Source organism: Pseudomonas sp. NFIX28 (assembly GCF_900107395.1).
Lineage (GTDB): Bacteria > Pseudomonadota > Gammaproteobacteria > Pseudomonadales > Pseudomonadaceae > Aquipseudomonas.
Genome location: NZ_FNPW01000001.1, coordinates 58127 through 70881 on the forward strand (window position 1 = coordinate 58127; position 12755 = coordinate 70881).

Annotated in this window: 9 protein-coding genes and 2 pseudogenes; 1 reads left to right on the top strand and 10 read right to left on the bottom strand. The window is 62.1% G+C overall.

All coding sequences use genetic code 11. The features are described 5' to 3' along the window. The 5 genes and pseudogenes from BLV20_RS00185 to BLV20_RS00205 all read right to left on the bottom strand — a co-directional run. Positions 1 to 1724 (bottom strand): annotated as a pseudogene (locus BLV20_RS00185) (hypothetical protein); the annotation flags it as partial. Between the two features lie 292 nt (positions 1725 to 2016). Next, complete coding sequence (locus BLV20_RS00190; RefSeq protein ID WP_092295259.1) at positions 2017 to 4854, bottom strand: DUF5801 repeats-in-toxin domain-containing protein; 2838 nt, start codon at positions 4852 to 4854, stop codon at positions 2017 to 2019. 164 nt (positions 4855 to 5018) lie between these two features. After that, a pseudogene (locus BLV20_RS00195) lies at positions 5019 to 5210 on the bottom strand (methylmalonyl-CoA epimerase); the annotation flags it as partial. Positions 5211 to 5399: 189 nt separating this feature from the next. Continuing rightward, on the bottom strand, positions 5400 to 5906 hold the full coding sequence (locus tag BLV20_RS00200; RefSeq protein ID WP_139192646.1) for a hypothetical protein: 507 nt from the start codon (positions 5904 to 5906) through the stop codon (positions 5400 to 5402). 514 nt (positions 5907 to 6420) lie between these two features. Next, the gene (locus BLV20_RS00205) at positions 6421 to 8175 is read right to left on the bottom strand and encodes a dipeptidase (protein ID WP_092295265.1); all 1755 of its coding nucleotides are present in this window, start codon (positions 8173 to 8175) and stop codon (positions 6421 to 6423) included. Positions 8176 to 8610: 435 nt separating this feature from the next. Here BLV20_RS00205 and BLV20_RS00210 point away from each other — a divergent pair, with 435 nt between their 5' ends. Continuing rightward, the gene (locus BLV20_RS00210) at positions 8611 to 9627 is read left to right on the top strand and encodes a GlxA family transcriptional regulator (RefSeq protein ID WP_092295268.1); all 1017 of its coding nucleotides are present in this window, start codon (positions 8611 to 8613) and stop codon (positions 9625 to 9627) included. A 19-nt stretch (positions 9628 to 9646) separates the two neighbouring features. Here the strand turns inward: BLV20_RS00210 and BLV20_RS00215 are convergent, their stop codons facing one another. From BLV20_RS00215 to BLV20_RS00235, 5 genes are all read right to left on the bottom strand, one after another. Then, positions 9647 to 10129 carry a DUF4265 domain-containing protein gene (locus BLV20_RS00215; protein WP_092296939.1) on the bottom strand — a complete coding sequence of 161 codons (483 nt, stop codon included), beginning with the start codon at positions 10127 to 10129 and terminating at the stop codon, positions 9647 to 9649. 106 nt (positions 10130 to 10235) lie between these two features. Further along, entirely contained in the window at positions 10236 to 10616 is a 381-nt protein-coding gene (locus tag BLV20_RS00220) for a c-type cytochrome (RefSeq protein WP_092295271.1), read from the bottom strand. A 53-nt stretch (positions 10617 to 10669) separates the two neighbouring features. Further along, positions 10670 to 10978 (bottom strand): immunity protein Imm33 domain-containing protein, encoded by a 309-nt coding sequence (locus BLV20_RS00225; protein ID WP_092296942.1) that lies wholly within the window; start codon positions 10976 to 10978, stop codon positions 10670 to 10672. Positions 10979 to 11031: 53 nt separating this feature from the next. Further along, positions 11032 to 11481 carry a hypothetical protein gene (locus tag BLV20_RS00230; protein WP_092295274.1) on the bottom strand — a complete coding sequence of 150 codons (450 nt, stop codon included), beginning with the start codon at positions 11479 to 11481 and terminating at the stop codon, positions 11032 to 11034. Between the two features lie 81 nt (positions 11482 to 11562). Then, positions 11563 to 12735, bottom strand: coding sequence for an MFS transporter (locus BLV20_RS00235; protein WP_256577625.1), 1173 nt, complete (start codon positions 12733 to 12735; stop codon positions 11563 to 11565). Positions 12736 to 12755: the final 20 nt, after the last annotated feature.

The following is a 12755-nucleotide window of genomic DNA, read 5'->3' on the forward strand; positions in this document are numbered from 1 at the left end:
TAGGCACCCGCGGCGCTGAGGCTGAAGGTGAATACGTCGGTGGTGCCGGCCTTGGCCGTCAGGGTGTCGCCGACCACGCTATAGACCAGCGCCACACCGCCCGAACTCAGGGCCGGCAGGCCGCTGGTGTCGCTGGACAGCGAATAGCTCAGCGGCACATCGACCCCCGATTGGAAGATGCCCGCGACGCTGCCGCTGGCGGTGGTGAGCTCGCCTGGTACGTCGCCGACCCCGCCGGCAATGCCGTTGGCCAGGCCGTCTTCATCGACGGTGCCCGCTTCGGCGGTGCCGGCCGCTGCCGGTCCATCGTCCTCGAAGACCATCTTCGAGCCGATTTCCGCGGTCGCGGTGGAGACCTCGCGCAGGGTGAAGCCGCCGATGTCGAAGTCGGCGTGGTCATTGCCCTTGGCGTCGAGTGCGGCGCCATTCTCGATCAGTACGCGGTTGTGGTCCGCGGCCGTGGTGTATTCGATCTGGTAGCCGGCCGTGACCCCGGTAATGGTGGCGACGCCGCCATCGAAGCTGATGGCAATGTTCGCGTTATCCACCGAGCCGTCCGAGTTTTCGATCACCAGCCCGGTGCTCTTGTCGATGACCAGCACCTGGGTGATGGCCACCGGCGTATCGTCCGCGTAGCCGTTGATGAAATCGTCGCCGGCTTCGACCTCGGTGCTAAAGGCACTGATCTCGACTACGGCGCTCTTGCCGCTTTGCAGCTGCACGACATCGAATCTGGCCGTCCTGGCATTGAACATCGCGGTGTAGTCGATATTGGATTCTTCGTCCGCTTCGTTCTGGTCCAGGTTGGGCACGGTCACGTCTTGCCGGGCACCGGTGACGAAGGTAAAGCGAATGCCTTCCTGCTCCGTGATCATCTGGTTATTGGTGCCGAAGGTCGCCGGGCCGCCCGCCTGGCTGGTGTTGATGGTGTCGCCGGTGTTGATGTTGACGCCGCTGGACTCGTCGGCGGGGTCCTTGCCGGTGGCGATGATCGTTGGATCGGTGATGCGCGAGGTGCCATTGTCATCGACCACCGTTGGGTTGGCCGTGGTGAACATCAGGAACAGGTTCTGCCCGGACGGTGCGTTGGTCAGGCTGAACGCCAGGTCCTGGCTGGCGCCGATAAACACCTTGTCCAGCAGGCTGAGGGCATCGTCCGGGTTGCTGCCGTCCGGATGCTTGAGCGGCTGGTATTCCACGGTCCAGAGCTTGCCGCCGCTGACCGGATCGCCGGTTTCCTCGATATAGGCGGCGAACACGATCGCGCCGTCGGGCCCGCCGGCGCGGCCCAGCAGGATGTTGTTGTCGGTATCGGTGTACAGCAGGATGGCGGTGCCATCGAGGGTGTCCAGCCCACTGTCCAGGCCATCGAGCGGCGCGCCAAGGCTGTCGGTAAAGCCGATATCGGTGATGGTCGCGCCGGGCGCCAGGTTGAGGGTGAAGGCATTGCTGCCGGTGTCGTCCACGGCCCCGGTATAGCCACTCAAGGCGGCATCGGTTGCGGTACCGGCGCCGAGTGCCGTCAGGCGGGTGGCGAAGGCCGAGGGCAGGGCGGCCAGCAGAATGTCATTGTCGTCGGCATCTCCCGCGGGAGCTGGCGTGGCGGTGGCGTTCTGCAAGCCGGCGGTTTCGTCCAGCGTGACGTTGACGCCGGTCGCGACAATGAGTGGAACGTCATTGAGCAGGTCGCTCGTGAGGGATGTGTTCTCTTGCAGGGTGGTCATGACATTCTCCTAGGCAGTTCCAGCCACGGGGCCGCATTCGGGCCCTCTGCTGGCAGATACAACAACTATGGGGACACACCGCTGATTGCACATTGGCCGATACTCCCAGGCGGCCTGGGAGTTTCAGCCTATGGGGAGCTATGGGAGGGCAGGTAGATAGGGGGGCTAAACGAGGGGCTAAACAGGAGAGAGCAGGGGCCCGTCGTTCAAGCGGCCCGCATGGCCGCTGCGGCTGTTGGCGCTGCAAAAAAAGCGAGGGTGGTTTCCAGGCCACCCTCGCATTGGCGATGGTTCAGACGCTGCCCAGGACGATGTCGGTGTTAAGCAGGTCGACCCCGACCAGGGTAATGGTCGTCAGCTGTCCGCCGGTCTCGGCGACCGTGACGACGCTGTCGGCGCCGGCGTTGTCGATCGACTGCACCACGGCCCCCGCATCGCCGATCAGCACCACCGCATCGCGTTGGCCTGCTCCCACATCGAAGCCGCTGATCTGGTACTGGCTCTCGACGGCCGCCAGGTCGATGTTGAAGGCATCCCGCTCACCACCCGTGCCCACCAGCCGGAAGTCGAAGAGGGCGTCGGCGGGGTCGTTGGCGAACAGGTTGGCGTCGAACGCGCTTGTTGCCGTATCCCCATCCTTGTCGGTTGTCGTCGCGTTGAACGACAGCAGGATGTCGCTGGCCAGGCTCTGGGTTTCCTGGATGAACTGGATCACCGGGATCTTGATCGTCCCGGTGCCCATCGTCAGCTGGACCGCGTCGATCATGTGGGAGCCGTCCCACTCGATGAGGAAGGATTTCTGGCCTTTGGCTTCCGCCTGCAAGTCGGCGGCCTGCACCTTGATGGGCGCGCCCGAAGTGGTGCCGTTGTCGTAGTAGATCGTGTAGTACAGCTCTTCCGTGGCCGGGTCGTAGCCCTGCACCGAGTTGTCGATGAAGACCTTCATGGCCGTCAGCAGGGTTTCGGGGTTGATCACGAAACTCTCGTCACCGGCGTTGATGCCGGCGGTGGTGTTGCCCTCCAGGTTGTTGTTGGCAATGCCGATGCCGGAAGTGCTGACGTTCATCGCCGCCGAGCCGATGAACGACGGCAGCGGGTTGGTCTGCAACTGGCCTTCGGTGGGGTCGGACGCGCCGAGCCCGATGCCGGTCAGGATGCTGTTGTCGCCGGTTTGCGGCGCCAGCGGGTTTGCCCCGAAGAACACCACTTCCTCGGTGCCAATGGTCAGCGTGCGTACCGGGTCTGGCCCGCCGGCGTCTAGCGAGCCGTCGGCGCTGCTGAGGACGATGGTCGAGCGGAAGCCTTCCAGCAAGTCCAGGGCGTAGGTGCCGTTGGCGTAGGCGGTCAGCGTGTAATTGACGGTGGTATCCGCCGTGGCCGCGTTGTTGTCGAAGTCACCGGTCAGGGCCCCGGCGAACTGGTAGGCGCCACTGCCATCCGGCGAAGGCGACTGCTCGACGAGCGTGCCGCTGCCGATGGTGGTGGTGTTGTCCGGCCGGACCAGGGTGAACTGGCCATTCACCAGCGAGATATCCAGGCCATCCGCATCCAGCCCGTCGGCGCCAGCCCCCATGTTCCAGTAGCCCTGTTGCGCCAGCTGGGTGCCGGTGCCGATCAGGTTGCCGAAGGCCAGGGTCGGTCCATCGTCCTCGAAGATCATGTGCGAGCCGATTTCGGCGGTGGTGGTGGAGGCCTGGCGCAGGGTAAAGCCGCCGATGTCGAAGTCGGCGTGGTCATTGCCCTTGGCATCGAGCGCCGCGCCGTTCTCGATCAGTACGCGGTTGTGGTCCGCGGCCGTGGTGTATTCGATCTGATAGCCGGCCTTGACGCCGGTGACGGTGGCCACGTCGCCAGTAAAGCTGATGCCGATGCTTGGATCATTCACCGAGCCGTCCGAATTTTCGATCACCAGCCCGGTGGCGATGTTGATCACGCGAACATTGGTGATCGCCACCGGCGTATCGTTCGCATAGCCATTGACGAAGTTCGCGCCACTTTCAACCGCGGTGTTGAAGGCACTGATCTTGACCACCGCGCTCTTGCCGCTTTGCAGTTGCACGATATCGAAATTGGCCGCCTTGGCATTGAACATCGCGGTGAAGTCGATGTTGGACTCCTCGTCCGCTTCGTTCTGATCGAGATTGGGAATGGTCACGTCCTGCCGAGCGCCGGTGACGAAGGTAAAGCGGATGCCTTCCTGTTCCGTGATCATCTGGCTGTTGGTGCCGAAGGTGGTCGGGCCGCCTGCCTGGCTGGTGTTGATGGTGTCGCCGGTGCTGATGTTGACGCCGCTGGACTCGTCGGCGGGGTCCTTGCCGGTGGCGATGATCGTCGGGTCGGTGATGCGCAAGGTGCCATTGTCATCGACCACCGTCGGGTTGGCCTTGGTGAACATCAGGAACAGGTTCTGCCCGGACGGCGCGTTGGTCAGGCTGAACGTCAGGTCCTGGCTGGCGCCGATATATACCTTGTCCAGCAGGTTGAGGGCATCGTCCGGGTCGCTGCCGTCCGTATGCTTGAGCGGCTGGTATTCCACGGTCCAGAGCTTGCCGCCGCTGAGCGGATCGCCGGTCTCCTCGATGTAGGCGGCGAACACGATCGCACCGTCGGGCCCGCCGGCCCGGCCCAGCAAGACGTTGTTGTTGGTATCGGTGTACAGCAGGATGGCGGTGCCATCGAGGGTGTCCAGCCCGCTGTCCAGGCCGTTGAGCGGTGCGCCGGAACTGTCGGTGAAGCTGACATCGACATTGATCGCCCCGGGCGCCAGGTTGAGGGTGAAGGCATTGCTGCCGGTGTCCCCCACGACACCGGTATAGCCACTCAAGGCCGCGCCCGTCGCGGTACCGGCGCCGAGTGCGGTCAGGCGGGTGGCGAAGGCCTCGGGCAGGGCGCTCAGCAGGATGTCATTGTCGTCGGCATCTCCCGCGGGGGCTGGCGTGGCCGTGGCGTTCTGCAGCCCGGTCGTTTCGTCCAGGGTGACGTTTGCGCCCGTCGCCACCACCAGCTGAGCGCTGTCGGCCAGGGCGTTGACGGCCAGCGTGTCGTCGGTGGGAAAAACGGGATACAGGTCGGTACTGCTGTTGGTGCTCAGGTCACTGGTGGGTGACAGGGTCGGTTGGCGGATAGTCATGACGCTCTCCTGGGTGAACCAGTCTGAAGAGGCCACGACGTGGCCCTTTGCTGGCAGGTGCGACAACTATGGAGAGGCGCCGAAGGCGGCGCATTGCCCGATACTCCCAGGCGACCTAGGAGTTTCAGCCTATGCGGCAGGAGAAACGCGAGAGCGCTGGTGCCTTACCTGTCCTCGGCGAATGCTTCCTCGATGAAGGCCTCCAGCTCCGCCTCTTCAAGCAGTTCGATGGAGAAATGCCCGAAGTGCTTGGGCAGCCAGAGGATGCGGGTGCCGCTGGGGGACTGGAGATTGTCCCGCGACAGGGGCTTGCCGTTCTCGTCTTCCGGCTGCACACCCTTGGCCACCAGCACGTCTACGTGGCTGAATTTCAGTTGCAATGGCTTCTCTTTTTTTCCGGGTGCGGCTCGTTGGCCGCAGGTCCGGCCAGGCTACCCATTTACCGCCTCGGGATGCACAAAAAAGCCACTCGCTGGAGTGGCTTTTTTTATGCCCAAGGCTGGCCTCGCCGCCAAACGGCCTTGGCGCAGGACGCTCGCATCGGCTCAAGGTTTGGGCGGCGGGGGCATGGTGCCCGGGCAATAGGCGGCTGTCCCATAGTTCTGGCTTTTCTTGACGATTTCGCTGAGGTCCGCCGCGCTGTTGAAGTCGTAGGCATAGATCCCCAGCTCAGGGTCGAAGAAAAACAGGTTGGTGGTGTTCCTGTAGATGCCCATCGCATGTCCGCCGCCGGCCACGCTGTGGCCCTCGGCGGAGACGAAGATGAAGTTTCCGGCCTTGAGGGCCTTCAGCGAATCCGCAGTGGTCGGCACCGGGTTGAACGGGGCGAAACTTGAAGTGGGCAGCAGCAGGGGGGGCAACAGGAAGACGAATGTCTCTCCGTCTTCTACCTGGTCCTGCAGGTCGTCGCATTGCTTGGGTGTCAGCTTCATGGCCTGGGCCAGGCCGGCGTTGTCGATGGCCGCCAGCCACTTCATCACGGCCGCCTCACAGACACCCTGGGGGTGCCGGTCGGTCCTGTTGATCCATTTGACTAATAGTTTTCCGCTCATGACCGCTCCTTGGTGATGCCTCTGTCCAGTTGTCCGGTGCGTTGAATGCCTGGCTCGCCGCGGGCGCGGCGAAGTCCAGGTCGCTGCCACCGTTGCCGGCGGCCTGTTGAGGTATAGATCGGCTTTTTTGCCTTCACAAGAAGCTCACGGCGCTGGCGCGATGACCGGTGCAGTGGCCCGCTCGGCGGGCCCTTGTCAGGGCGTGTGCAGGGCCAGCGCCGGGTCCGGCGGCGGTTTGATGAACCACGGCAAAAGCCCGAGGCAGAGCGCTTTGCCTGTGCGCGGCGCGGGTGTCGAGCCATCGCTCCGCCGCCGGTTGTCGAGTCTATCCTTTTGAATGGAATCAAAGTGCCACTTTTTTTATGGCGGGCAGGCGCAAAGCGGCTCGCGCCAGCAGGGCGCCGCACGTTGGACTTTCAGCTCGGGGGAGGTGGATCGAAGGGTCGCCCATGCCGGCGCGACCCGATGTTGCGGTCGATGCGCGGACCCGCCAGGGCGGCGGGCCCGCTCGGGCTTAGAGTTTCGGTAGCTGGCCGATGCGGCCGAACATTTCCGTGACGATCTGCAGGTCCAGCTGGAACTGCTCGACGGTCTTGAACTCGTTGTCGTTGTGGCCGGTGTACTTGACCTCTGGGCGGGCCAGGCCGAATTGCACGCCGTTGGGCAGTTCATGCACCGAGGTGGCGCCGGCGGAGGTGCCGAACTCGTGCTTCATGCCGAGGTTTTCGCTGGCCACCGCCAGCAATGCCTTGACCCATTCACCCTCGGGGTTGCGGTACATCGGTTCGGCGATCTTGTAGTCGAAGTTCACCGCGACCCGGTTCTGCTTGCTCCAGGCGGCCAGCTTGTCGGCGATCTGCTTTTGCAGCACCTCGGGGGTCTTGCCCTTGGGCACGCGCAGGTTGACCGCCAGCTTGAAGGCCTTTTCGTCCTGGCCGACATAGGTCAGGGAGGTGGTCAGCGGGCCCATGAAGTCATCGGCGAAACCCACCCCGAGCTTGTTGCCCAGGTAGTCCAGGCCCCAGTTGTCGGCGGCGTAGCGGGCGGCGTCGGTGATCTGGTTGTGCTTGAGCGCGACCTTGCCTTCGAGGCTGTTGATGAAGTCGAGCATGCGCGCCACTGGGTTGACCCCGGACTCGGGCTCGGAGGAGTGGGCGGACACGCCGGTGACCGTCAGCTTGACGTCCTTGCCGTCGACCTTGGCGGCCACGCTGAAGTCGCCGCCATGGGCCTTGGCGTACTCGGCGCCGGCCTTTTGCAGGCTGGCGGCGAGTTTCGCGGGCTGGTCCGTCACCAGGGTGGCGACCGAGGCGCCCGGGATCTGGTTGGTGGCCAGGCCGCCGGTCATCGAGACGATTTGTGCGCCTTTGCCCTCGGCGGCACGCAACGGGAAGCTGGCCATGACGGTGCCGTAGCCCTTCTCGGCGATCACCACCGGGTAGCCGCCGTCCAGCGCCAGGTTGTAGTTCGGCGTGGGGTTGCGTTCGAAGTAGTAGGGAATCGCGTCGCCGCTGGTTTCCTCGGTGGTGTCCACCAGCAGCTTGAAGTTGCGCGCCAGGGGCAGCTTCTCTTCCTTGATGATCTTCATGGCGTACAGCGCCACGACTATGCCGTTCTTGTCGTCCTCGGTGCCGCGGCCGTACATGCGGTCGCCGACCAGGGTGACCTTGAACGGGTCGAGCTTGGTGCCGTCCTGCAGCACCCAGTTCTCCGGCGTTACCGGCACCACGTCGGCGTGGGCGTGGATGCCCACCACTTCATCGCCGCTGCCGGCCAGGGAGATCTCGTAGACGCGGTTGTCGATGTTGCGAAAGTTCAGGTCGAAGGCCTGGGCCAGGCTCTTGATCTTGTCGGCGATCTTGATGAACTCGGGGTTCTCGTGCTGCGGCACGCCGTCGACACGCACGGTGGGGATGGCCACCAGCTCGCGCAGGGTCTCGGTGGCGGCCTTGCCGTACTTCACCCGCGCATACAGGCCAAGCAGGCGATGGATCTCGTTCTGCTGTTCGGCGGAAAGCGTCTTGTTGGCGAGGAAGGCGTTGATGGCCGGGCCGAGGTTGGCTTCTTTGACCACCTCGCTTTTGGCCGCCTCATTTTTGCTCAAGGTGCCGAGGAACTGGCGGAAATCCTTGACCGAGGCATCGGCGAAGCTCTTGAGGATCGCCGCGTTCTGCTGCGGGGTGATGTTGGCGTGGGCAGGGGCGGTGAAGGCTGACAGGCTGGCCAGCACCAGGGTGGCCGCAGCCAGTTGCTTGAGGGAGAAATCCATTGCGGGAGGCGTTCCTTGCAGATTGTTAGGAAATGTCTGATCGAACTTCCGCAACCTAACACCACGAAGCAGCGGTGCGGGAGCCCCCGAAATGGGATCTGTCGCACAGAACGGCAAAAGCGACGCAGAAACGAAAAAAAACGGCCCCAGGGCGACTGGCAGATCGGCTGCTTGTTAGCCGGCACGCAAGGCTCAAGCTCGAGGCTTGGCGGCCGTTTTTTTAAGGCTGCGCCCTGGCCGATATTTTCTGCCCCTGTGGGCCTGCGGGGGCAGTAGAATCCCGTCGCCCGGTGACGCCTGCGAGGTTGACACGGCAGGCCACGGCGGCGTTGTTGGCGCTGGCGTCCGGGCAGGTTTTTTGGCGTGGGCAGTGCCGGGTTTCTCCGGTGATTTACACTGAAACCGCATTGGGTCGGGTAAGACAGGCGAGGGCGTATGGCGGTTGAACGACGGGATTTCAGTGGCGGCATGAAGGGCAAGAACCTGCGTTACCTGGAAGAGGCGCGGGTGGCGCCTGCGGCCCATGCGCGGGCGGGCTTCCTGCTGCTCGAGCACTTCTCGTTGCCGGCCTTCACCCAGGCCCTGGATACCATCGTCACCGCCAACCTGCTGCGTCCCGCCTTGTTCTCCTCGACGACCTTTGGCTTGCAGGACGGCGAAGTCACCAGCGACCTCGGGCTGGTGATCCGCCCCGATGCGCGCCTGGATGCGGCGGCGCTCAAGGACCTCGACCTGCTGGTGATCTGCGGCGGCTACCGCACGGAGCTCAAGCTCGACCCCCAGCTGACCGGCCTGCTAAAAAGCGCCGCCGAGCTGGGCATCGCCCTGGCCGGGTTGTGGAACGGGGCCTGGTTCCTCGGCGTCGCGGGGCTGCTCGAAGGCTACCGCTGTGCGATCCACCCGGAGCACCGCCCCGCGCTGGCGGAAATTGCCAAGGCCAGTTGTGTCACCAGCGAGGCCTTTGTGGTGGACCGCGACCGGCTCACGGCGTCCAGCCCCGCGGGCGCCTTCCATATGGCCCTGGAGTGGATCAAGGGGCTGCACGGCAAGGCGCTGGTCGAGGGCATCGAAGACATCCTGTCGTTCGAGGAATCGCGCTACCGGCGCATCAAGCCGACGATGCATGTGTCGTTGAGCGCGCCTTTGCGTGAGGTGGTCAACCTGATGGACGCCAACCTCGAGGAGCCGCTGCAAATGGACCAGCTGGCGGAGTACGCCGGGCGCTCCCGGCGGCAGATCGAGCGCTTGTTCAAGGAGCAGCTGGGCACCACCCCGCAGCGCTATTACCTGGAACTGCGCATCACCGAAGCGCGCCGATTGCTGCAGCACACTGAACTGTCCCAGGTCGAGGTGCTGGTGGCCTGTGGCTTCGTCTCGCCGAGCCATTTCAGCAAGTGCTACAGCTCGTATTTCGGCTATCGGCCTTCGAAGGAAAAGCGCCTGGTGAAATGATCGTGGACGTCGGTATCTTTCAGCTTTCGAGCCACCAATCTAAAAGTGTCTCATCCTCGTCATCCGCCAGGTTTTTGTAGATGTTGGCGTAGTACCACTGGATCTCTGTTCTATCTCGGAACCTGTCAAAGAAGTCGTTGATCTTCTCCATCCCATTGCGCGCCGGAACCGCGAATGACAGGTTTCCCTCAAATACACCATCCAAGGTTCCGCCCAGCTCATGAACCACACCGTTTTCCAGCAAGGCCAGTTCTTCTTGAGGAATGGAGTCTGCATAGATCTGGATGCAGAAATTCCCACCCCGCTTCAAGACGACTGCCGGTGCTTCCCTGTCCTTGATTGAAACAATATCTCCTCGTGCCAGGTTCAGCGCGAGACCAGGAGAGGAGAGCAACTCGTAACTATCCTGGTCAATCTTGCGAGCAGGCAGCTCTTCAAAAAAAGGGCCGTCATCATCCGTTACATAAACGTGAATCAGAACAGGTGCTTCTTTAGTGTCCATGCACTGCTCCAGGGTTGTTCTGCTCAGCCTGCTGTTTTGTAGGAGGGGCATTTAAATCAATATTGTTCATTGGCGAAGTGCTCGTGAGAGGGCGACTGGCCGAGGATTATCGACTTTTTGAAATCACACTGTTCATGTATTGGTTTAAATCGCGCAGATCCTTAATGCTCCAGGCGTGCGGCGGTATCTTTACACCATTCTCGCGCAAGGTTCTGGGAATCAGGTCGCCATTGGGGCGAAGTATTATCGACGAGACAATAACGCCCGGATAATCATTGAGTCGTTTTTTGAACGCGGATGTTGTGAGGTCAGGTGTGGGAGGATTGCTTTTATGGGCCAGGGGGCCGGTTCCTTTGATATCGGCGCCGTGGCACACGGCACATCGCTGCGAATAGAGATTTTTCCCGTTGTTGTCGGCGAAGGACAGTGATGTTTGAGTTAGCGATAGAAATCCTAGCGAAGCGATGAACAATACATTTACTTTCAACTTTCATACGTCCTTGTTGTGTCAATCAGACCTGAATCGAGGGCAAACGCTGGTCAGCCTTCCATCCACACATCTTCGTAGCCTTGATTGTCGATAATGAACTTGGCGCCAGCGGGTAGGCAGAGGTAATTCATCACCTGTGGCAGCATTTCACTGAGATGCTCAGTGTGAACCGCTTGATAAAAATCATCAGCGTTCGAGTGTTCTCCACAGTGAATAAACCAACTGACATTGCCACCCTCCGGCAGCGAAATGCGTGCGCCATAAATAGGTGACTGGCCCAGAGTGGCAATCGCGATGGCGACCATTTCGTCTGGTGGAAGTACAGGTAGGCCGTATTTTTCACAAATATCATTCTGCATATCGGGCAGTGCCTCGAGGTACTTCGATCGGGTATGAGCAAGCGTTTGTGGGGTCATAACTTTTGAAAATGCTCAAAAAACGCCTGCGTCGCATCGGGGGCTACGTTCTTCAAGTAAAGATAAAAATAAAACAGTGGCGTTTCTTCGCCCGAACCATCTCGTAGCCAGTCGCTTTCATTGCCAAAGCAGCAAATAACAGTGCGGGCCAGGGCGGAGAGCGCTGGGTCCGACTCTCGATAGCTTTTTTCGATAGGCCATAGCTTGAGAAAGGATGCTTGCCTTAGGCTCTCATTGGATTCCAATGTTCCAGGGGCAATGGCTTGTTTCAAATAACAAGCCATTTCTTGAAGTTTCTCGTCAGAGATATTCTTTAGTTTTCTATTCTGGACAAGCTCAAGCAACAAATTTGCATAGTGACGTACCATGTCGTTAATTGAAATTTCATTGCCCAGCAATTGTGACTCAAGAGATTCAATGTCTTCGATTTCTTGATTGTCGATCATCTTGCTTTTTTGTGCCCGTAGTTGACATGGATCGAAGCGCTATCGAGAGGTCAGGCTTTTAAACCAAGCTAAAGGCAGTTGTCAAAGATTGCTCTTTATACGCAAAGCCGCCACCACGTTCGCTGCCGCGCAAGGCTTTACGGTGGCGGCGCGGGCGGCCAGTACCGCCAGCACGGCGGCTACTACCAACAGTGCCGCGCTCAGTTCGAAGGTCGCCCGATAACCGCTCAGGTCGAAGGCCAGGCCGCCCACCGTGGCGCCCGCGGCAATCGCCAGCTGGACGATCGCCACCATCAACCCGCCGCCGGCTTCCGCATCGTCCGGCAGCGCCCGGGTCAGCCAGGTCCACCAGGCGACCGGAGCGGCGGTCGCCACCAGGCCCCAGAGGCCCAGCAAGAGCGTGGTGACCGACACCGAGGCGCCAAACGCCACCAGGGCCAGGGCGATTGCCGCCATCATCAGCGGGATGATGATCAGCGTGCGATACAGGGCATTTTTCAGGAAGGCTTCGATCAGGAAGGTGCCCGCCAGGCCGGCCAGGCCGATCACCAGCAACATCAGCGACAGCGTGCTGACACTGACCTGGGTGACCGTCTCGAGGAAGGGCCGCAGGTAGGTGAACAGCATGAACTGGCCCATGAAAAACAGGCTGACCGCGAGCATGCCCAAGGCCACCGGCATTCTTTTCATCAGGCTGAAGGCATTGCCGGTGCCGGCGGCCGGCTGCGCTTTCAGGGTCGGCAGGCTGGCCAGCAGCCAGAGGGCGGCGAGGGCGGCCACCGGCACCACGCAGAAAAACGCCCCGCGCCAGCCGATGAGCGCGCCGAGGAAACTGCCCAGGGGCGCGGCGATCACGGTCGCCAGGGCGTTGCCGCCATTGACGATGGCCAGGGCGCGCGGCACCTGGTCCTCGGGTACCAGGCGCATGGCCGTGGCCGCCGACAACGACCAGAAACCGCCGATGGCCACGCCGATCAGCGCGCGGCCGGCCATGAAGGCCAGGTAGTTCGGGGCGAACGCCACCACGGTTCCGGAGACGATCATCAGCAGCGTCAGCGACAACAGCAGCCGCTTGCGCTCGACCCGGGCCGCCAAGGGGGCGATCAGCAGGCTGGTGAACAGGGCAAACAGCCCGGAGACGGCAATGCCCTGGCCGGCTTGCCCCTCGCTGACTTGCAGGTCGGCCGCGATCGGGGTCAGCAGGCTGACCGGCATGAATTCGGAGGCCACCAGGGCAAAGGCGGCGAGCGCCATGGCCAGCACGGCGCCCCAGG